The sequence below is a fragment of the Phocaeicola faecium genome, assembly GCF_014837055.1.
In the GTDB taxonomy this organism is placed as follows: domain Bacteria; phylum Bacteroidota; class Bacteroidia; order Bacteroidales; family Bacteroidaceae; genus Phocaeicola; species Phocaeicola gallinarum.
The window spans coordinates 99874-121696 of sequence record NZ_JACSPQ010000011.1 but is presented as its reverse complement, the minus strand read 5'-3'; the positions used below and the strand labels follow the sequence as shown (position 1 = coordinate 121696).

Genomic DNA, 21823 nt, shown 5'->3' with positions numbered 1-21823 from the left:
GTTGTTAAACGATTACGCTGCTTCTTTCATCCGTTTCCGTATCTGCTCGGCATTGTCCTCCACCAATTTGATGATGCGGTCGTGGTATTCGGTGTTGGAGTTGCATACGCCACGGCTCTGCACCACTTTTAATGTCCGCAAGTCCACCTCCACTGTCTCGATGCGTCGCTCGTCTATCCGTGCGGAAAGTATCAGGGAGTTCTCATTGTTGTAGTAGGCGTTGGCATAGACGCAATGGTGCATGGCTTTCCCCTCCTCGTAGAACTCGTCCACGCTTTGCAGCACCTTGACGATGATTAGACCGTCCGTCAGTACAAGGTTGAGGAATGCGGCTTTCTTTCGGATATACTCGTCTTTCTCTTTCGCCATTTCTTCCAGACGCTTCCGCTCACGCTCCAACCGCTCGGCTTCCCACTCCCTGTGTTGCTGCTGCCGTTCACGCTCCAATTGGACTTGCCGTTTCCCCATATACAGGTCGTGAGCCGCCTTGAAATCGGGCGGGCATATGAAACGGGGGTTGCGCAAATCTTTTCCCAATCTCTCTAAGAGATATACGAGGTCGCACCACAATGAGATGTCGGTTATGGCATATTTATTCCGCATGGCTATCTTGTACGAGTTCCAACATCTGTCAAGTACCTGCGGACGGGAGAGGAAATAGCGCAAGTGTTCGATGTTGCCCGACTTCAGCAATGTTTCCGCACGGCTGTCCGAAAGGATAGCCTTGAAGAAGTCGTAAGGCAGTATGCCGTGCAGGTTGCCGTCAAAGCCATTTCGCTTAATTTCGGGGATAATCCGTCGGCGTGGATAGGTGCATATCGGGTCAATGTCATACACCTTATGCTGGTTGTTCCTGCGGATTTCCATCGGGCTGTCCTCGTTCCACAAGTCGTAGTAGAGAAGTGAAAAGCCACGCAACCTTGCCACTGTCTCGGACTTGCCGTCAGGAGCAATCCACCGCTGTGCCACCTCAAAGATGGAATACTCCGCCTTTTGCCCGACTTTCTGACGGCTCCTGACGAAAAAGAAACGTATTACCTGGTAGCCTTTGCAGGTGGTGATGATGGAGAAATACTCGTTGTCCACGAACACCCTCTTTCGGGTGTCCGTGATTTCCAATGCCGTGCCGCAGTTCGGGCAGGTGCATCCGCAAAGCGTGTCGGCAAGGCTGTGTCCGCTTTTCCATGCGTGTCCGCACTCCGTGCAGGTAATGACGCCTTTTGCAGTCCGCCTGCCGTAGTGCTTGAAACAATGGTGGAAAGCGTAGGTTCTCTGTGCGTTTGTCAGTTCGGGCAGGGTTGCGCTCAGACGGATGACTTCTTTCTGTATGGGTGTCTTGGGTTTCATAGGTTCAGAATAATGAAAGTTCAACTTGTTGTGCGTTTGTCTTTTGGTTCGCCTTAGCCTTGTTCCGGTTTTGCATCTTGCGCAGTTCCTCGTCTTGGTATTGGCGGATGGCTCTCTGCCTTGCTTCCGCCTTTTCCTCGTCCGTCAGTTCAACTCCGCATACCATGACTTGGCACGGGATTGGTTTGCCGATGTCGATGTCGTCCTCGTCAAAATAGTGTACCGCTTGCGACAAGACTTCCCCTGCGGTAACGCCTATGCCGTTGCCTCCATTGCATTGGCTTTTCGCCCAATGCAACAAATAGGTGATGCAATCGTCCATGTTCTTGTTCGGCTTGCTGTAACTTGCTGCAAACAGCTTGTCCTCCGCCGCACGGCTGTCCAAATAGGCTTGGATGGTCCGCTTGAAATGGTCTGTTCCGTTCATATCTGTATGTATTTTAGTTATTTGAAAAATTCTCCGTTGGATAAAAACTCGTATTCGTTGGCTTCGCAATCACGCTCAAAGGCTTCCTCGTTGCTAGCATATTCCACATCATCCCTGCAAAAGCGGAAAAAGCTGTCGATGCAGTCATTCATCAAGTCATACAAGTTCGTATGCTTGTCGGGGACTTTCAGAAAGTCGTATATGGGTTTCAGTATGTCCATGTCCGCACAATAACCCGTCAGCACACAATCATTGGTTACGGATATCCGACTTCTGCGCTGTTTGTGGAAGTCCTTTTTGTGCCAATAGGTCTTGGGCTTGAAAAGGTTGTGCCAATAGTTGTTCACGATGAATTTCAGCAACCGCACACCGCACAGTTCTTCCTCTTCCCCGCTGTAATTTGAGATGAATTGGAAATTATAGGTACAGGCATCATAATTCCACCTGCTTACCTTTACCTTGAAAATCTCCTCAAAGGCTTTCAACGTTGCCCTGTTGTCGGATGCGTCATATTCAAAGCCTTTCAACCACTTCCAATAGGCGTTCTCTTTCGCCTTGTCCGAAAGCTCGTCCACCTTGTAAACTTCGTATTTCCTCGTTTCCGTTCTCATAACTTTGCTCTATTGTTCGTCCAACATATTGTGATAAAACAACTCGTCATCCCGTCCGTAGATTTCCATCGTAGGGTTGTTGTCGTTTTCCGCAGGGGACAGTCCTTCCACCGTTTCGGGGTTCAATTCGTAGTCGCAATAGATGACGTTCTCGTCCATACCGATATGGCTGTTCACGTCTTTATCTTCCCATGAAAGAATGATGGATTTGGCTTCTTCATAGCTGTTCGCTTTGATGGAGAAGCGGGTACGTTCCCAGCAAGTTACCTTGCAATCCATATAAAAGTCAAAAGTTTCCATTGTCTGTAATTTAAGATGGTTATACGGTTTTCTGTAAAATCTCTATGTGGTATTGGGGCGGGCATTCCAAGATGAGAAAGGCGATGAAGTCCTTTCTTGCCTCCTTGTTCAACTCGTGGTACAACCTCCTGAATGAGGAAAAGTTACCGTTGATGCACACCTCTACCATATACTCGAAGATGTTGTCCACCTCGTAATACCTGCATTGTTGTGCCACTGTCTTGCTGTGTCTTTTCGCCATATCCGTATGAATTAAAGGGTTAATAACCAAATGAAAATTCCGATAGCTGCCACTACTGAAAGCAGGGCGGTGAGGATGCCGAACATGAAGTTCAACATACCCAGCAGGATTTCCCCTGCGATGCCCACCGCCAAACCTCCTGCGCAAAGGGTAATGCCCCATGCTGCTCTCACCATTGCGGACAATACGCTCCGCATAGCCTTTCCGATGTCGTTCAATGTCATTCTCATATCTTCCAATTTTTAGATTGTTGTTACTTGTCTTGCTCGGATGGGGAGGTCGGGTCGAGTCCTTTTTCTTTTCGCCTCTCCGTATGTCCGATGTCTCCTTGTGACGTCTTCCGACCGCGCACCGGTCGTTTTCGTTTCAGGGGAAAAAGCAAAGGTCAGGGGAGTAGGTTCAGCAAATTTTTTCGACAGAATACTACCTGAGCCTGCGAAGTGTGGAGATTGTGGCTAAAAAATTTGTGTTCCTAATCCCGTCTTTACCTTTGCCCCTGCAACGAAAATGACCACTGATGCCGTCTGGAATGGCGGCATGGGGACATTGGCATACACTTGGAGAGACGGAAAGGAAAAGGGGGAAGTATGTGAAATGGCGCAACGCGCCACAGGAAAATCGAAAGGGCGGCGCAACTGACAAGGGAAAGCCTCGCTTTCCTGCCGCCGTGACGGAAGTCCCGTGACCGTCATTGTCATGCGGGCATGGCTTGCGGTCGCGGGTGTTCCTCCGGCGGCATCTGTCTGAAAATGGTCTTGCCTGCCATTGCTCCGATTGGCAACGGCAGGGCAAGACGGTTGGAAGACAGGCCACACATGACAGCCGGGAATAGTCGCAGGAGCAGATTCACGCTTGCCGTTTCCTGCATCCGGCGGCATTTCCGGCTGACAACGGAAACGAAAAAAGAAAAACGAATAAGACGGTCTTGGCCGTTCAGCACAAGCACATAAAAGAAGTGTCCGCGACGATGGCAGTGTCACTGGTGACATTGTGGTCGTCGTGGGCTTTTCTTTGCTTGTGCTGCTTCTGAAATGGGCTTGCGCACATCAAGCCGGAAGCCGTTTTCAGAACAGGAAAAATGATGGAGGATAAAATTTGCGGGCGAAATAAAATTGCGGGAAATTTTGCAAAGACGGGGACTGTTTTGTACCTTTGCAAAAAGTAAGGACGTTCTTTCGCTTGATGCAAAATGAGGCAGATTATAGAAGTTCGCTGGTTTCTAAACCGTTAACAAGTCTGTTTTGTTTCTCTGTTAATTATCTCATAGCTTGAAAGATACAATTTTTATTGTGTCTTAATATGTTCAATCTCATAAGCCGGTGTAAATAATTTACCCAGTGGTATCATCTCTCCCGTATAAGGAGAACGGTATTTTTGTTCCAGCCAAAGTTTGTACTTCAATACCTCTGATGTAGTGGGACGTTTCTTTATATCGCTTTCATTAAATTTCTTAATGATGGTAGCTATTTCATCTGATATTTCACTTACACTATTGAGAACCCCTTCTTCATAAATTCGTAACAACTCTTGTTGACTTGGAGAATACGGACGAACATTTTCAATCTCAAATTCAGGATTCATAAACTCTACAAGCATTGCTTTAATACGGAGATTTGCATTTTCATTTTCCTGCATCTGGCGAGTCATTTTAGCGCGTTTATCTTTTGGATTTTTCATTTCACGCCCTAACTCCACATGGATTTCATCAATATGTCCTACTTGCCTCCATATATCACGAACTGTACGTAATGTTTCAAGAATTATTTGTTCTACGATGGGGTTATGTAACGAATGCTGTTTAAACTTACGCAAGTAATCATCAATATCGGCAGGTTCTGTCCATTTTTTGACATCTCGTGCTTCAGAGTGACGATTATACACAATATAACAGGCCAACCACAGCGGGAGCCCTCTGAATGAAGTTACATCCGTCAGATGAATAGCCTTTTCTCTTACCCGATTTCGAATGGTATCATCATACTCTCCCGATATCATTTTATCAATACGCCTGCGTGTCTGTTCATCAATGTTATCTTCACTCCAATATTTCCCCATCCGCATTAAAGGCAACAGTTTTTTTATAGCCTTAGCTGAATAAGCTCCATAATCTTTCTCAAAAGGCGGAACAGACTGGAATACTTCAACAAATTTTGCGGCAAGTCCATATCTTTCTGCAAATTTGTTTAATGCTTTTTCTAATTCTTTTTTATCCGAAACAGAATAAAGAATATGCCATAAATCTTCTTCGGTCGTAGAGTTCAAAAAAGAAGATGCTATGCCTGCTTTATTCAACCATTCAAGAAGAAGTGCATGAGTCTCATTACATGGATAGGATTTATCCTCCACATAATTCCAACGATACTTATTAATATCATTCTTTTTCAAGCCGAAAACCGGGCATTTCAATATACTGTCTTGCTTTATGCTTTTTTGCTCACACAACCAATCGAATAATTCTGTATAATCATCTTCCGTCTTTAAAAAATCAGAAGTAACGTCTACATCATAACAGGTTTTTCCATTGTCTACTTGTTCTTTCTGATATATACGTAAGTTCGCGAGAAATTGCCACAAGCGGAATTCCTGATACAATGGGTGAGACTTGGCAATACACTTCACTCCGAAATGCTCTATCTCTCCTGTTTCTTTATTTGTACAAGTATATTCCTCGTAAGGACAGTCAGCGATCAATGACTTTTTACTCTTTAACGGACGTTGATAAAACAAGATATCTTCAATGAACAGATAAACAAGATTACGACTGGCTATTTCATTACGATGTGCTTCATTCAGAGAATAGAGTTCATTGATACAAGCCAAATACAGGTCTCGATTACGGAACTCTTCATGAAACTCTTTCTGTTTTTCCAGAATCTGATACAATTCTTTCTTATAATATTTTCGTTCGATGGTCCTTACCAATTTTCCACGTACTTTCTGACAAGGCATTTGCAACAAAGTGTCATAGATGTAAGCACCCACTGTTTTATCTGACACATCTAAATCATGCTGTGTCTTAGTTTTTATCAATTCCCATTTTTCATCCCATTCCTGCTCTGAAGGAATCTTGAAACGGCAACTTAATTCACCATTTTCATCGTATTTATCATTACCATCCTTATCAATATCAACAGATGCTATAATGTCTTTTTTCTGACCAATCCAGTCTGGAATTTCTTTCTTAAAAATTTTACCTTTTGAGCCATCCTCCAATACTACGGTAAGAACTTTCATCCCTTTATAAAGTTGTCCTGTATCAATAATATCAATAACTATCTGACTATCGAAATACTGACGACTTTTAGCAGTAGTAGATGTATTGGTTTCTTCCCCACGCAACTGATAATATCCCCGTTTTTGATTGAAATTAAGCAAAATCCATGCCAATTCTTCTTTCCGAATCTTTTGGGTAAGTGCTTTCTTTCGCAAATAATAAATGGTCCAATCGTATGGCACTTTCCGACCGTTATCAACCAAAGCCGGCTGAAACTGACGAAAATCATTCAACATTTCATCAAACGAATCTTGAAAAATAAAAACGGGATGCCCCTGTTCATCCTTATCCCAAGACAATTTAGGCTCTGCATAATCAATAAACCGTCCGTACCGGTCTATATAACGAGCATAATGAGCTGGCAAAAAGCCAAGCAAAGACAAAACCCGATGTAACCTTTCACGCCGTAAATTAGACCGTTCATACAAACGGCGTATACCCCGGCTTTGTGTACGGTCGGCTGTCTGCGATTTTGAATTTCCTTTATCAAAATCGCCCAATATTGCTGCATCCATCGGAATTATACGCGAACCTGCACTGTCTATATTATGTAATTGTTCTTTCCCTTCTTCATTTGTCGAAGCCTTAATTACGGCCCAACCAATACTATTGGTTCCTAAATCAAGTCCTAAAATATTCTTCATAACGTGTTTTTTATAGCATAAAAATTCTCTTATTTTTCAAAGTTATAAAATTTCCGCAAAAGACTTGGCTATCTTTAACTATTATATTATATTTGCAATACTATTTTGAAGCAAATCACAATAAGGATTATTCCGTTGTGAAAACATTAGGTTTCCCTCGACCTTAACGGGGGATTTTTTATTCCTCTCATTTTACAGCGCTCAAGAAAAATAAGCATTTGAATTACCTATTCAATTATTAATCTTTCTATCAACGGAAAGCATACCGCAAGCATAAAAACCTAATTACTTCCATTGTTACAGAAAAGCCGTTTGCCAACCTCCACAAGATTTACCGCATTTCTGCCTTTCTTTTACTGTAAAATAGGTGAATTATTCTGTAATTTGTGTATTAATGGAGTATGTGATTCGGCGTACATTTGTAAAAACTAAAAACAAGTGTCTATGGAAAAAGAACATACCGGAGGAATATCTCGCCGTTCTGCTCTCAAGCGGATGGGGGCGTTTATTGCTGGAACGGCTGCATGGGGAATGACTTCGCTTACCGGGTGTGGCAAAACGGAAAAGAAACGTATCATTCTTTATTTTACGGGGACGGGGAATTGTTTATATGTGGCACGTCAGTTAGCTGACGAGCATACTGAGCTGCTCAGTATGCCGCAGTTGGTAAAGGAGAAGCGTTACGAACTGGAGGCGGACGAGATTGGTATCGTTTATCCTATCTACGGACACATGCCGCCCAACATGGTGCGCGAGTACATCAAACGGGCGAAACTGGCGGCGGGATATAAGTTTGCCGTGCTGACTTACGGCAGGCGCAAATGTAATGCCGTAGGGATATGGGATGAGATTACTCAACGTGCCGGATGTCCTTTCGATTATATCACTACGATGATTATGGTGGATAACTGGTTGCCGAATTTTGATATGGCGGAAGAGATGAAATTAGACAAACAGATTCCCGAAAGTCTGAAGCGCATCACCTCCGACCTTCAGGCGAAACGCCACTGGCACGAACCTTTCAGCGATGACGAACGTCGCCAACATGAGGGATTCATGGCTTATACGGGGCTTGACCCGGAGGTAGGATTCCTGATGCGGAGCGAAAAATACTTTGCAGTAACAGATGCCTGCATCGACTGCGGAATCTGTACGGAGGTTTGTCCGCGAGGTAATTACAAGCTGACTTCGCAGGGAGTGAAGACGGAGGGCGACTGTGATTTTTGTTTTGCCTGCATCCAGAACTGCCCGCAGAAAGCAATACAGTTCAAATCGCTGCCCGACGACCCGTTGCTTGCACGCGGCGAGATAAATCCTAACGCCCGCTACCGTAACGAGCATGTTTCGCTTTGGAGCATCAAGGAGGCAAACCGACAATAAATTTCCGAAGGTTCGATTCGGGTCGGTTTGCCTGTTACAGAGACTCGGTGTTATTCTTCTTCGTCCAACCGTTCGAGCTTGAAGATAACCGGGCGTGTGCCGTCGTTACAGCAGGTTATCATGACTTTCTCGTCGTTTGTCCAACCACGCATAATCGAGCCGCCTTGCAAGGCAGCATAAACATACCGGCTGATGCAGTCCCATGCTTCCGAACAGAATCCTCCGTTCAGCATACGGAAAAAGTTGTCGCTGTCTACGATAATTTCTTGTCCTTCATGGAAATAAGGACAGGGTCCCGACTGTGGGTCTGCCAGATACTCAGCTTGCAGGTTTTTGTAACATTCTCGCTTTAATACGGTTATCTTACATTTGTGTTTCATACGTTTTTTATTATAATGATTCAATGATTCCGTCTGAATAACATTATAGAACAGCTCATTGCCTCCGGCAGGCAGACAATGGGTGCCCGCTGCCGCAACAAGTATGCTTGCCGTTTTGAAAAATTTGCGCCTGTCCATACGTCCGTTCTTTTACCCGCAAAAATAAACGATTGGAAAAAGCAGGTCAAGTAGGGTCGAATTATTCAGATAGGGATAAATTTCTCCTTTTTATATTCGGGCAAAACAATTATTTTTGTTGGCAGAACCATAATCAACGGAACTTATGTATAAAAAGAAGATACCTTTAGACCTTGATTGCGGAGTGGCTGTGGCAATGGAAGTGATGGGCGGAAAGTGGAAATCATGTATCCTCTACGAGCTGGAAAAAGGCTGCAAGCGTCCCAGCGAACTGCACCGCCATTTTGAAGACACCAGTCCGCGTGTCATTAATCAGCAACTGAAGGAGCTGGAACGCCACGGCATGATTCGGAAAAAGATTTATCCGGAAATGCCTCCCCGCGTGGAATATTTCATTACCGACGAAGGTTTGACCTTAATACCTATCATCCGCATGTTGGAAGAATGGGGAAACAATTTCCGTCCCCGTATGCAGGAGATTTTAAAGCAGGAAAAATAAGAACTGACTTTACAGGCAACGAAAGCACTGCAATTCATACAAACCATCCAAAGAAAGATTATTACTTATGAGCAACCATCTTGAAACCTCACGACTGATTCTCCGCCCGTGGCAGGAAGCCGACGCGGAGGCTTTATATAAGTATGCGAAAAACCCTGCCATTGGTCCCATAGCCGGATGGCATCCGCACACCTCCGTAGCCGAGAGTCTGGAGATTATACGCACCGTTTTCGCCGCTCCCGAAACTTACGCCGTGGTGCTGAAAGAAACGGGCGAGCCGGTAGGAAGCGCAGGCATCATGTTTACCGACGGGATGCACAGTGCAGCCATGCAGGACAACGAGGCTGAAATAGGTTACTGGATTGGCGTGCCTTATTGGGGACAAGGACTGATACCCGAAGCTGTGAGATGCCTGCTGGAAAGATGTTTCATCGATTTGGGAGTATCGGCTGTATGGTGCGGATATTATGACGGCAACAACCGGTCGAGGCGGGTGATGGAGAAGTGCGGACTGACGTATCATCACACCGAAACCGGCAATGTCTCTCCGCTCGGCGATGTACGCACGGAACATTTCATGCGGATTACAGCGGAAGAATGGCAATCGCTCCGGCTGATTCGGGAAATCGGGCGGACTGAACGTACCGATGAATTTACGGAACAGTTGGTTCGAGTATGGGAAGCCTCGGTACGCGCCTCCCATCACTTCCTTACAGGCGAGGACATCCGCCGCCTCAGCCCGTGGGTAGCTCCTGCCCTGAAGGAAACAGAAACCTTGCTCGTTTCTTTTCAAGCCGATGTGCCCGTCGGTTTCATGGGCATACAAGACCGGAAAATAGAGATGCTTTTTCTCGCTCCCTCCTGCATAGGAAAAGGATTGGGGAAACAGCTCGTGCATCTTGCCGTCAACCGCTATAAAGTTGCTTACGTAGACGTAAACGAACAGAATCCCCATGCAGCAGGTTTTTACCGTCACCTCGGCTTCGAAACTTTCCGTCGCGATGAAAACGGACGATCAAGGCAATCCGTTCCCCATACTGCGGATGAAATTGAGCAACCCTGATTCCGACGGAAAGGAATGATAACCCCAACCAATCATCCAAGAAAACCGCAACAGTTATCCTACAAAAAACGCTTCGGTTAGCGTCACCCATCTCATGCGGAAGAACACACTCATTCTACCCATAGAACTCCATCGTCCTACGGGTAGAATTTTTTGTTATCAGTACAGACTTCTCTACATGAATGTAACATATTCTATTCATGCCATTTACAACAGAAGCGCACATAACCTGCATCCTCTGCGTCCGGTTGTTAAATTCTATATATTATCGCCGCAATTTATAAGGATTCGCTAACTTCGCGTTCCGAATCTGAACAGAAACAAGACATGGAAGAATTTAGCCGGATGATTTCCGATGCGCTCAAGCTGCCGGAACATCGCGTACAGAATACGCTTAAACTGTTGCTCGACGGGGCAACGATTCCTTTTATCAGCCGCTACCGCAAAGAGGCTACGGGCGGAATGAATGAGGTACAAATCAGCGAAATAAACGCCCGTTACGAAAAGTTGTGCGAACTCGCCAAACGGAAGGAAACGATTTTATCGACCATCGGAGAGCTTGGGAAACTGACTCCTGAACTGAGCAAACGCATTGCCGACTGTTGGGAGGGCACGGAGCTGGAGGATATTTACCTGCCTTACAAGCCGAAGCGCAAGACGCGCGCCGAGATAGCCCGACAGAAGGGATTGGAACCGCTTGCGGTTCTGTTGCTGATGCAGCGCGAAAACAACCTTGCTGCAAAGGCACGCGCTTTCGTTAAGGGCGATGTCAAAGACGAGGAAGATGCACTGAAGGGAGCGCGTGACATCATAGCTGAACAGGTGAGCGAGGACGAGCGTGCCCGCAACCAGATTCGCCGGCAGTTTGAGCGTCAGGGTGTGATTACGGCAAAGGTGGTAAAGGGTAAGGAAGGCGATGAGGCGGCTGCCAAGTACCGCGATTACTTCGATTTCAGTGAGCCGCTGAAGCGATGCACGTCCCACCGTCTGCTTGCCATCCGCCGGGGTGAGAAGGAAGGCATACTGAAGGTAAGCATCACGCCTGCCGATGAAACGGAATGCGGCGAACGGCTGGAGCGGCTGTTCGTAAAAACCAATAACGAGTGCGCACATCAGGTAGCCGAAGCGGTGAACGATGCGTACAAGCGTCTGCTTAAACCTTCCATCGAGACCGAATACGCTGCCATCAGCAAAGAGAAAGCCGACGATGAGGCTATCCGTGTTTTTGCCGGAAACCTCCGCCAACTGTTGCTCGCCCCGCCGTTGGGACAAAAGCGCGTGATGGGTATCGACCCCGGATTCCGCACGGGTTGCAAGGTGGTGTGTCTGGATGCGCAAGGGGCTTTGCTTCATAACGAGGCGATTTATCCCCATCCGCCCAAGTCGGAATATAAGCAGGCGGCACGCAAGCTGACCCAATTAGTAGAGCAATACAAGATAGAGGCGATAGCCATAGGGAACGGAACGGCAAGCCGGGAGACGGAACAGTTTGTCACCTCCCAGCGGTACGACCGTGAGATACAGGTATTCGTGGTGAGCGAGGATGGGGCTTCCATTTACTCGGCATCCAAGACGGCGCGCGAGGAGTTCCCCGACTACGATGTAACGGTGCGCGGAGCGGTATCCATCGGCAGGCGTCTGATAGACCCGCTTGCGGAGTTGGTCAAGATAGATCCGAAGTCTATCGGCGTGGGGCAATACCAGCACGATGTAGACCAGAGCAAACTGAAAGCCTCGCTCGACCAGACTGTGGAGAGCTGTGTGAACCTTGTGGGGGTTAATGTGAACACGGCAAGCAAGCATCTGCTGACATACGTTTCGGGGCTGGGTGCGGTTTTGGCTCAGAACATCGTGGATTACCGCACGGAAAACGGTGCGTTCCGCTCGCGCCGCGAATTGCTGAAAGTGCCGCGCATGGGGGCTAAGGCTTTCGAGCAGTGCGCGGGATTTCTCCGGATTCCGGGGGCGGAAAACCCGCTCGATAACTCTGCCGTCCATCCCGAAAGTTATTCTGTGGTGGAACGTATGGCGAAAGACCTCGGCTGCTCGGTAACAGACTTGATAAAGGATAAGGAACTGCGCAGCCGGATAAAGATAGAAAATTACATCACCGACTCGGTAGGACTGCCCACGCTGACCGACATCATGCAGGAGTTGGATAAACCGGGACGAGACCCGCGCCGGAAGATAGAGATGTTCGAGTTCGACAAAAATGTACGCACGCTCGATGATTTGCAGGAGGGCATGGAACTGCCGGGCATTGTGACCAATATCACCAACTTCGGTTGCTTTGTCGACATTGGCATCAAAGAGAACGGACTGGTGCATGTATCCCAACTTGCCGACCGCTTCATCTCCGACCCCTCCACAGTGGTAAGCATTCACCAGCACGTGCGTGTCCGTGTGATGAGCATCGACCGCGAACGAAAACGCATCCAACTAACAATGAAAGGACTGAACTGATTATGGAAAAAGACATGAAACAAGCCGCTGCATACGGCTGGTTCGCTTTTTACAACGGACAAGTATTGATAGAGAAACAGGCAGACGGTTATCATATTCCCACGGGGGAAAAGCCTCCCGTAGCCGTCCCTGCGGGAAACACCGTACACGAGATAGGCAGCCTGAACGGACTTACCGCACGGGCGTATGCGCTCGATGCACCGATAGCAGAAGAAGGTACGCCGTATTTGCTGAAAGACCTGCGGGCTTCGTTCGATGTGCTTTCGCACTGTGAATACGACCTTGCCGGAAAAGCCTCACAAATCCTGACGTGGGACAAGAACAGCCGCTACTGTCCCGCCTGCGGAGTTGCCACCGTACAGGTAGGCCCCATTGCCAAACGTTGCCCGAAGTGCGGACAGGAAATTTACCCGCGTATCTCTCCGGCGGTCATCGTACTGATTAAGAAGGGAGACAGCATCCTGCTGGTACATGCGCGTAACTTCCGGGGAACGTTCAAGGGACTGGTAGCCGGATTTCTCGAACCGGGCGAAACGCTGGAGGAATGTGTGTGCCGCGAAGTGATGGAAGAGACCGAACTGCGCATCAAAAACCTCAGATACTTCGGCAGTCAGCCGTGGCCTTATCCCAGCGGAATCATGGTGGGCTATACCGCCGAGTATGAAAGCGGAACCATCAAGCTGCAAGACGACGAGCTGAGTGCCGGAGCGTTTTATACCCGCGACAATCTGCCAGAGATTCCCAAGAAACTGAGCATAGCCCGCCGGCTGATAGACGCATGGTTGGAAGGGAAAGTATAACGGTTTTCTTCCGCTTACCCCACCGTGATGTAGGCTTGATAGTGCGTATCTTCCCGAACGGGAGTGAGCGAGAGATATCCTTTCGCGATACCGCCTGCCTGCATCTCCAGCGGGAAATCACGGCTCATCTGCTGATGGAAAGCCCATGCTTCCCCGTCGGCTGAATAATGCTCTACCACATACCTGCCCGTAGCGAGCGGATGCAGGTAACGGACGGAAAGCACGTGCGACACCACTCCCATGTTCATGCGAAGGTTGATTTCCACACACGGATGAATCAGCAGACCGCCGTTGTCTGAGCAAATCATCATATCTACTCCCAAATAACCTGCGTAGTCTGCCGCTAACAGCAGCGAAAGCCGGCATTCCAACTCACGGCACACGGCATTCAGTTGTTCCACCGGAACGTATCGGGACAGCCGCCGTTCTATCTCCGCATCCGCAGCCAGCAGGTTTGCCTTGTAGTTTCCAAACCCATCCGTTTCAAATAATGAATAGCCGACAAAGTCCACCCTGCCGCTACCGTCTGCCCGAAACTCCATTGCGAAATCGCATACCTTATTATAGAAAGGCTCTGTCATGATTGCTCCCTGCGTGCGGAGTATGCGTGACACCCATCCCTCCAACGACGGACTCCACTGCGCTTCCGAGACGCGCGCCAACCCTCTGCCGCTGCCCGACCACGGAGCTTTCAGTACCGCCGTACCCCACTCCGAGACACGTTTCTTCACTTCGTCCACTGAACGGCAAACCACTGCCTGCCCACATACGAAAGACATCCCCCGAAACCCGTCCAACACATCCACACAGCGTTGCCTGCCTGAAAGATGGCGAATCCGCTCCATGCGCTCATCGGAGAGCAGGCATCCCTCACCGACTCCCGCCTCGCGAAGCCTGTGCAGCAACGCCGGATTCCATCCCCACGGACGGTAATCGGCATCCCTCCACCCGGTAATCCACGCCACTTTCTCCGGATAAAGCGGAGACTCCCACCCCTCTACACGTCCGGCGGAATCAATCTTCACCAATGCCTCATCCTCCTCGTCGGCATACCACGCCGGAAGCACCGACAAGTCGTTTGCCATACGCCGGATTTCGGAAGGAGCTTTATAGTACGGCGTAAAGTTAGCCAAAGCCATATCATGTTCCGGATTAAAAAGATAAAGAGACTGCGCCATATCGTCTGTTTCTGTTCGGGTTTGGATTCATCGCGCAAAAATAGGGAAATTACGTCATACCCTGCCCAAAGCTTCACGGATTTTACTCTATTTGTACCGGAAAACCCATCGGAATGGAACACAAAAACGCTACCGCATGTACCAAGCATTTCTACCGCAAGCGTCAGCCCATGCTACGGCTTGCGTTGGGTAGTGCTACGGCTTGCGTTTGGAATTGCATTTAAGAGCCTGTCGTACATTTGTACGTTTGTTAAAAGTTTGATAATTTAGTTCTTTGAATAGGCATGGACAAAGACCGTAGAGCTTGTTTAAATTTTCCAATAAGTTGTTTTGCCGAGCAAAATTTAAACAAACTCTAAAGCACCTCTCAATTCAATATTTCTTTCTATATTTACCACCGATTAACAACACGCAGGTATGAAAACAAGCACTATTATCCGACTGGCAGCAACAGCTCTTTGTCTTCTCCCGCTAATGGGAAATGCAACCAACCCGAAAACGGAACAACCGTTTAACCCTCCCATCATGGGGTGGAGTTCATGGAACACGTATCGGGTAAACATCAACGATTCGCTGATAAGAAAACAAGCCAAAGCCTTAATAGACAATGGGCTGAAAGCAAAGGGATACGGCTACATCAACATCGATGACGGATTTTTCGGTTACCGCGACAGTACCGGACGAATGCACACGCATCCGCAGCGTTTTCCAAACGGGCTGGAGGGAATTGCCCGGTACATCCATTCGTTAGGGCTGAAGGCGGGGATTTATTCTGACGCCGGAGCCGATACCTGCGGGTCGCAGTTTGATAACGACACGAACGGAATCGGTGCCGGACTATACGGACATGAAACCCAAGATGCCCTGCTGTATTTCAAAGAATGGGGATTCGACTTCATTAAAATAGATTACTGCGGAGCGGGATACGAACTGAACCTCGACGAACGAATCCGCTATACGGAAATACGCGAGGCGTTCGACAAGGCGGGATGCAGCAATGTGAGCATAAACATCTGCCGCTGGACTTTCCCCGGCACGTGGGCGAAAGACATCGCTGCATCGTGGCGCATCAGTCCGGACATCCGCCCGGAATGGGCTTCGATAAAAGACATCGTAAACCGGAATCTTTACCTGTCGGCTTACTGTAAAGACGGGCATTATAACGACATGGATATGCTTGAAATCGGACGAGGGCTTCCTGCCAACGAAGAAGAGGCACATTTCGGATTATGGTGCATCATGAGTTCGCCGCTGCTTATCGGGTGCGACCTGACCACGATTCCGCAACCGTCGCTCGACTTGCTGAAAAACGAAGAGCTGATTGCGCTCAACCAAGACCCGTTGGGGCTGCAAACCTATGTAGTGCAACGCCGGTCCGGTGCTTACGTACTGGTGAAGGACATTGAAAAACGGAGAGGCAACACGCGCGCCGTGGCATTGTACAATCCATCGGATTCCGCTTGCCATGTGTCCGTACCCCTGAGCGAATTGGAACTGGCGGGCAAGGTAAAACTGCGTGACCTGATACGCCCGCCGGAATATTGATTCAGCCACAGACAGCCTGTCGTACAACCTCCCGCCGCGCAGCGTGATGATACTCCGCGCCGAAGGAGAACGGAGGCTCGAACCACGCAGATACGAGGCCGAATGGGGGTACCTGCCTTGCTTCGACGCATTAGGCAAACGCGAAAAGCAAGTGTTATATGCTTTCAACGAAAACGCTTCGGGAAGCATGGTTGTAGCGTACTTGGGAGGACGCAAGGAAAACATCCTGCGCTGGGACAACGTTTACAGCGAACAGGGAGGAGATTACCTGATGACCATCAGCTACATCCCTGCCAAACACAGGCAACTGGAAGTAAGCATAAACGGAGTGACGAAGAAGCTAACCGACTTACAGGAGAGCGGGGAAACAGCTACCGTAACCCTCCCCGTTGAACTGAAACAAGGATATAATAAAGTAGAAATGGGAAATCCTTACGGATGGGCAACAGACATCGACAAGTTTGAACTGGTCAAGCAATGACTTACGCAGCGTTTGCTCCGTTCTTTTGCTTCCGCCGCTTTCAATGGATGTATAATTTCTGCAATCTCCAGTTTGCAATATAAGGAAGTATTCGTATATTTGCAGCGAAGAAACCCAAACATTCATGGAATCATTTTACAGGACACACAGCTATCTGGTAGAGCATACGAATGCACCCGTACGCCGCGATTTGATGGACGAAATAGACTGGAACGCACGTCTTATCGGCATTAAAGGAACGCGAGGCGTGGGAAAAACCACTTTTCTGTTACAATACGCGAAAGAAAAATTCGGGCTCGACCGCTCTTGCCTGTTTGTCAACATGAATAACTTCTACTTCTCACAATGCAATTTAGTGGATTTTGCAGGCGAATTCGTGAAACGCGGAGGAAAAGTCTTGCTTATCGACCAAGTATTCAAGCTCCCCGACTGGAGCCATGCGCTGCGCACGTGTTACGAACGCTATCCCAACCTGAAAATCGTATTCAGCGGTTCATCGGTAATGCGGCTGAAAGATGAGAATCCGGAGCTGAACGGAATCGTAAAATCGTATAACCTGCGCGGATTCTCGTTCCGCGAATTTCTGAACCTGCAAACAGGAAGCCATTTCTCACCCTATACATTGGAAGAAATCTTGACCAACCACGAACACATCGCCAAAACCATCCTTCCTCACCTCAATCCGCTGAACTATCTGCAAGACTATATCCATCATGGTTTTTATCCGTTTTTCTTGGAAAAAAGAAACTTTTCGGAGAATTTGCTGAAGACCATGAACATGATGATTGAAGTAGATATTCTTCTTATAAAACAAATTGAACTGAAATATCTCTCAAAGATAAAAAAATTACTATATTTGTTGGCAGTAGACGGCCCGGTGGCTCCTAACGTGAGCCAGCTTGCCACGGACATACAAACTTCGCGTGCCACGGTTATGAATTACATTAAATATCTTGCCGACGCGCGACTGATAAACATGGTTTACCCGAAAGGTGAAGTATTTCCGAAGAAGCCGGCTAAAATCATGATGCACAATACAAATCTGATGTACAGCATCTACCCGGTAAAAGTGGAAGAACAGGATGTTCTGGAAACGTTCTTCGTAAATACGATGTGGAAAGACCATAAGGTGAACAAAGGCGAAAAGGGTACTTCGTTCCTTGTAGACGGTAATTTGCATTTCCGCATCTGCGCCGAAGGAAGCAAGGTAAAAAGCAACCCGAACGTTTATTACGCCATGCACAAATTAGAATTAGGACACGGAAGCCAAATACCTTTATGGCTGTTCGGCTTCCTCTATTAAGATTATTCTGTCCGGTTTTACCGGAACGGAATGCGGAGAACAAATATTTTATTAACTAAGTTATAATTAGTAATCGTATGACTAAACAAAAAAAATTTATCACATGTGATGGTAACGAAGCTGCTGCTCACATTTCGTACATGTTTACGGAAGTAGCTGCTATCTACCCCATCACTCCGTCGTCTACTATGGCAGAACACGTAGACGAATGGGCTGCCGCAGGTCGTAAAAACATCTTCGGCGAAACTGTTTTGGTTCAGGAAATGCAGTCTGAAGGCGGTGCCGCAGGTGCTGTTCACGGTTCACTTCAGGCAGGCGCATTGACCACTACTTATACAGCTTCTCAGGGTCTTCTGTTGATGATTCCTAACATGTATAAGATTGCAGGTGAATTCTTGCCTTGCGTATTCCATGTTTCTGCCCGTACACTGGCTTCTCATGCTTTGTGTATCTTCGGCGACCATCAGGATGTTATGTCTACCCGTCAGACCGGTTTCGCTATGCTGTGCGAAGGTTCTGTGCAGGAAGTTATGGACTTGGCGGGCGTGGCTCATTTGGCTACCATCAAGTCTCGCGTTCCGTTCGTAAACTTCTTCGACGGTTTCCGTACTTCTCACGAAATTCAGAAGATTGAAAAGCTGGACAACGAAGACCTTGCTCCGCTTATCGACCAGAAGGCTTTGGCTGAATTCCGTAACCGTGCTTTGTCTCCTAACAAACCGGTGGCTCGCGGTATGGCTGAAAACCCTGACCATTTCTTCCAACACAGAGAATCATGCAACCCGTTCTATGAAGCTGTTCCGGCTATCGTAGAAGAATATATGAATGAAATCAACAAGATTACCGGACGTAACTATGGCTTGTTCGACTACTATGGTGCTGAAGATGCAGAAAACATCATCATCGCTATGGGTTCAGTAACCGAAGCTACGCGCGAAGCTATCGATTACCTGATGGCTCAAGGCAAGAAGGTTGGTTTGGTAGCTGTTCACTTGTATCGTCCGTTCTCTGCTAAACATTTCTTGGCAAAAGTGCCTAAGACAGTGAAACGCATTGCTGTTCTTGACCGCACGAAAGAACCGGGTTCTAACGGCGAACCGTTGTACTTGGATGTAAGAGACTGCTTCTACGGACAGGAAAATGCCCCGATCATCGTAGGCGGACGTTACGGTCTGGGTTCTAAGGATACTACTCCGGCTCAAATCTTATCGGTATTCGAAAACTTGGAACTCCCGATGCCGAAAGACCACTTTACCATCGGTATCGTAGACGACGTTACGTTTACTTCTCTGCCCCAGAAAGAAGAAATCGCTTTGGGTGGCGAAGGCGTATTCGAAGCTAAGTTCTATGGTTTGGGAGCTGACGGTACGGTAGGTGCTAACAAGAACTCTGTAAAAATCATCGGTGACAATACCGACAAATATTGTCAGGCTTACTTCTCTTACGACTCTAAGAAGTCGGGAGGTTTCACCTGCTCTCACTTACGTTTCGGCGACCATCCGATTCGTTCTACTTACTTGGTTACTACCCCGAACTTTGTAGCTTGCCACGTTCAGGCTTACCTGCACATGTACGATGTTACACGCGGTTTGCGTAAGAACGGTACTTTCTTGCTGAACACCATTTGGGAAGGCGAAGAATTGGCTAAGAACCTGCCTAACAAAGTTAAGAAGTATTTCGCTCAAAACAATATCACGGTTTACTACATCAACGCTACTCAGATTGCACAGGAAATTGGTTTGGGTAACCGTACAAATACCATCCTTCAGTCGGCATTCTTCCGCATTACGGGAGTTATTCCGGTAGACTTGGCTGTTGAACAGATGAAGAAGTTCATCGTGAAGTCATACGGTAAGAAGGGTGAAGACGTGGTGAACAAGAACTATGCAGCCGTTGACCGCGGTGGTGAATACAAGCAGCTGACCGTTGACCCGGCTTGGGCTAACTTGGAAGTTGAACCTGCTGCTGCCAACAACGACCCGGCATTCATCAACGAAGTAGTTCGTCCGATTAATGCACAAGACGGTGACTTGCTGCCGGTATCTGCATTCAAAGGTATCGAAGACGGTACTTGGTATCAGGGCACGGCAAAATACGAAAAACGCGGTGTGGCTGCTTTCGTACCCGAATGGAATCCTGAAACTTGTATCCAGTGTAACAAGTGTGCATACGTTTGTCCGCACGCTGCTATTCGTCCGTTCGTTCTCGATGCTGAAGAACAGAAGGGTGCAAACTTCCCGATGCTGAAAGCCGTAGGAAAACAATTCGACGGTATGACTTTCCGCGTACAGGTAGACGTACTTGACTGCTTGGGCTGTGGTAACTGTGCCGATGTATGTCCGGGCAATCCGAAGAAGGGTGGCAAGGCTCTTACGATGAAGCACTTGGAAAGCCAATTGGCTGAAGCAGACAACTGGACTTACTGTTCTGAAAACGTGAAGAGCAAACAACACCTTGTTGATATCAAGGCAAACGTGAAGAACTCGCAGTTTGCTACTCCGCTGTTCGAGTTCTCAGGAGCTTGTGCAGGATGTGGTGAAACTCCGTACGTAAAACTGATTTCTCAGCTGTTTGGCGACCGTGAAATGGTATCTAACGCTACCGGATGTTCTTCTATCTACTCTGGTTCTGTTCCTTCAACTCCGTATACTACCAACGAAAAAGGTCAGGGTCCGGCTTGGGCAAACTCTTTGTTCGAAGACTTCTGCGAATTTGGTTTGGGTATGGAATTGGCAAACAAGAAGCTGCGTAACCGCATTGAAGAAGCTATGCAGACTGCTATTGCTGCTGAAGGTACTCCGGCTGAATACAAAGAAGCATTCCAAGAGTGGATTGACGGACGCAACGATGCCGACAAGAGCAAGGCTGCTGCCGAAAAGATTATCCCGTTGGTAGAAGCTGCTAAAGACAAATGTCCGTCTTGCGCTACCATCTACGAATTCAGAGATTACCTGATTAAACGTTCACAGTGGATTATCGGTGGTGACGGTGCTTCTTACGATATCGGTTACGGAGGTCTTGACCACGTTATCGCTTCGGGCGAAGACGTAAACATCCTCGTTCTCGATACGGAAGTTTATTCTAACACCGGTGGTCAGTCATCTAAGGCTACTCCGATGGGAGCTATTGCTAAGTTTGCTGCTTCAGGTAAGCGAGTACGCAAGAAAGACCTCGGTATGATTGCCACTACTTACGGATACGTTTACGTAGCTCAAATCGCTATGGGAGCCGACCAAGCTCAGACGCTGAAAGCTATCCGCGAAGCCGAAGCATACCCCGGACCGTCATTGGTTATCGCTTACGCTCCGTGTATCAACCACGGATTGAAGTCGGGCATGGGTAAATCACAGGCTGAAGAAGCGAAAGCGGTTGAATGCGGTTACTGGCATCTGTGGCGCTTCAACCCGGCTCTGGAAGAAGAAGGTAAGAATCCGTTCTCACTCGACTCTAAAGAACCGAACTGGGAAGGCTTCCAAGACTATCTGAAGGGTGAAGTTCGTTTCGCATCGGTAATGAAACAATACCCGACAGAAGCTGCCGACCTGTTTGCTGCCTGCGAAGAAATGGCTAAGAAACGTTATGCTTCTTACAAACGCATGGCTGCTATGGACTGGAGCAACGAACCTCATGAATAAAGAATAAAAAAACTGATATTCATTCTCACCTCAACGGTCGCTTTTCGCTGGAAAGGCGACCGTTTTTTTATTCTTTTTAGAGCCTGTTTAAATTTTGCTCTGCCTCAGTTTGAG

Annotated in this window: 18 protein-coding genes and 2 pseudogenes; 10 read left to right on the top strand and 10 right to left on the bottom strand. The window is 47.7% G+C overall.

Going from position 1 to position 21823, the window contains the following annotated elements:
- Positions 1–12: 12 nt before the first annotated feature.
- Genes H9626_RS10550 through H9626_RS10525 form a run of 6 tightly spaced genes read right to left on the bottom strand, consistent with a single transcriptional unit; the run spans position 13 to position 3156 of the window.
- Positions 13–1347 (bottom strand): PcfJ domain-containing protein, encoded by a 1335-nt coding sequence (locus H9626_RS10550; RefSeq protein WP_004322009.1) that lies wholly within the window; start codon positions 1345–1347, stop codon positions 13–15.
- A 4-nt stretch (positions 1348–1351) separates the two neighbouring features.
- Positions 1352–1774 (bottom strand): PcfK-like family protein, encoded by a 423-nt coding sequence (locus H9626_RS10545; RefSeq protein WP_004322008.1) that lies wholly within the window; start codon positions 1772–1774, stop codon positions 1352–1354.
- 17 nt (positions 1775–1791) lie between these two features.
- On the bottom strand, positions 1792–2385 hold the full coding sequence (locus H9626_RS10540) for a hypothetical protein (RefSeq protein ID WP_004322007.1): 594 nt from the start codon (positions 2383–2385) through the stop codon (positions 1792–1794).
- A 9-nt stretch (positions 2386–2394) separates the two neighbouring features.
- Positions 2395–2685: a hypothetical protein gene (locus H9626_RS10535; protein WP_004322006.1), complete on the bottom strand. Its 291-nt coding sequence runs from the start codon at positions 2683–2685 to the stop codon at positions 2395–2397.
- Between the two features lie 19 nt (positions 2686–2704).
- Positions 2705–2926 carry a hypothetical protein gene (locus H9626_RS10530; RefSeq protein ID WP_004322005.1) on the bottom strand — a complete coding sequence of 74 codons (222 nt, stop codon included), beginning with the start codon at positions 2924–2926 and terminating at the stop codon, positions 2705–2707.
- Positions 2927–2937: 11 nt separating this feature from the next.
- Positions 2938–3156, bottom strand: coding sequence for a hypothetical protein (locus H9626_RS10525; protein ID WP_004322004.1), 219 nt, complete (start codon positions 3154–3156; stop codon positions 2938–2940).
- A 277-nt stretch (positions 3157–3433) separates the two neighbouring features.
- Between H9626_RS10525 and H9626_RS15040 the strand changes: the two genes are divergently transcribed.
- Positions 3434–3565, top strand: coding sequence for a hypothetical protein (locus H9626_RS15040; RefSeq protein WP_258979004.1), 132 nt, complete (start codon positions 3434–3436; stop codon positions 3563–3565).
- A 55-nt stretch (positions 3566–3620) separates the two neighbouring features.
- On the opposite strand, the gene H9626_RS10520 is transcribed toward H9626_RS15040, so the two are convergent.
- Together H9626_RS10520 and cas9 are read right to left on the bottom strand one after the other, a co-directional pair.
- Complete coding sequence (locus tag H9626_RS10520; RefSeq protein ID WP_225230961.1) at positions 3621–3872, bottom strand: hypothetical protein; 252 nt, start codon at positions 3870–3872, stop codon at positions 3621–3623.
- A gap of 338 nt (positions 3873–4210) precedes the next feature.
- Positions 4211–6844, bottom strand: coding sequence for a type II CRISPR RNA-guided endonuclease Cas9 (cas9, locus tag H9626_RS10515; RefSeq protein ID WP_191710478.1), 2634 nt, complete (start codon positions 6842–6844; stop codon positions 4211–4213).
- A 444-nt stretch (positions 6845–7288) separates the two neighbouring features.
- Between cas9 and H9626_RS10510 the strand changes: the two genes are divergently transcribed.
- Complete coding sequence (locus H9626_RS10510; protein WP_191710477.1) at positions 7289–8224, top strand: EFR1 family ferrodoxin; 936 nt, start codon at positions 7289–7291, stop codon at positions 8222–8224.
- A gap of 50 nt (positions 8225–8274) precedes the next feature.
- On the opposite strand, the gene H9626_RS10505 is transcribed toward H9626_RS10510, so the two are convergent.
- Positions 8275–8742, bottom strand: a complete 468-nt coding sequence (locus tag H9626_RS10505) for a TIGR04076 family protein (RefSeq protein ID WP_225230960.1) — start codon at positions 8740–8742, stop codon at positions 8275–8277.
- 145 nt (positions 8743–8887) lie between these two features.
- Between H9626_RS10505 and H9626_RS10500 the strand changes: the two genes are divergently transcribed.
- The 5 genes and pseudogenes from H9626_RS10500 (at position 8888) to nudC (ending at position 13567) form a co-directional block, all read left to right on the top strand.
- On the top strand, positions 8888–9241 hold the full coding sequence (locus tag H9626_RS10500) for a winged helix-turn-helix transcriptional regulator (protein ID WP_191710476.1): 354 nt from the start codon (positions 8888–8890) through the stop codon (positions 9239–9241).
- Positions 9242–9308: 67 nt separating this feature from the next.
- Positions 9309–9845: pseudogene (locus H9626_RS14915) on the top strand (GNAT family N-acetyltransferase); the annotation flags it as partial.
- Positions 9819–10304 carry a GNAT family N-acetyltransferase gene (locus H9626_RS14910; protein ID WP_225230968.1) on the top strand — a complete coding sequence of 162 codons (486 nt, stop codon included), beginning with the start codon at positions 9819–9821 and terminating at the stop codon, positions 10302–10304. The pseudogene H9626_RS14915 and the gene H9626_RS14910, both read left to right, overlap by 27 nt.
- A 327-nt stretch (positions 10305–10631) precedes the next feature.
- The gene (locus tag H9626_RS10490) at positions 10632–12767 is read left to right on the top strand and encodes a Tex family protein (RefSeq protein ID WP_191710474.1); all 2136 of its coding nucleotides are present in this window, start codon (positions 10632–10634) and stop codon (positions 12765–12767) included.
- A gap of 2 nt (positions 12768–12769) precedes the next feature.
- The gene (nudC, locus tag H9626_RS10485; protein WP_191710473.1) at positions 12770–13567 is read left to right on the top strand and encodes an NAD(+) diphosphatase; all 798 of its coding nucleotides are present in this window, start codon (positions 12770–12772) and stop codon (positions 13565–13567) included.
- A gap of 14 nt (positions 13568–13581) precedes the next feature.
- Here the strand turns inward: nudC and H9626_RS10480 are convergent, their stop codons facing one another.
- Entirely contained in the window at positions 13582–14745 is a 1164-nt protein-coding gene (locus H9626_RS10480; RefSeq protein WP_191710472.1) for a hypothetical protein, read from the bottom strand.
- A 474-nt stretch (positions 14746–15219) separates the two neighbouring features.
- On the opposite strand from H9626_RS10480, the pseudogene H9626_RS10475 reads away from it, so the two are divergent.
- The 3 genes and pseudogenes from H9626_RS10475 (at position 15220) to nifJ (ending at position 21709) form a co-directional block, all read left to right on the top strand.
- Positions 15220–16771 (top strand): annotated as a pseudogene (locus H9626_RS10475) (alpha-galactosidase D).
- Positions 16772–16895: 124 nt separating this feature from the next.
- Positions 16896–18074, top strand: coding sequence for an ATP-binding protein (locus tag H9626_RS10470; RefSeq protein ID WP_178255969.1), 1179 nt, complete (start codon positions 16896–16898; stop codon positions 18072–18074).
- Positions 18075–18151: 77 nt separating this feature from the next.
- Complete coding sequence (nifJ, locus tag H9626_RS10465) at positions 18152–21709, top strand: pyruvate:ferredoxin (flavodoxin) oxidoreductase (RefSeq protein ID WP_191710471.1); 3558 nt, start codon at positions 18152–18154, stop codon at positions 21707–21709.
- Positions 21710–21823 lie beyond the last annotated feature (114 nt).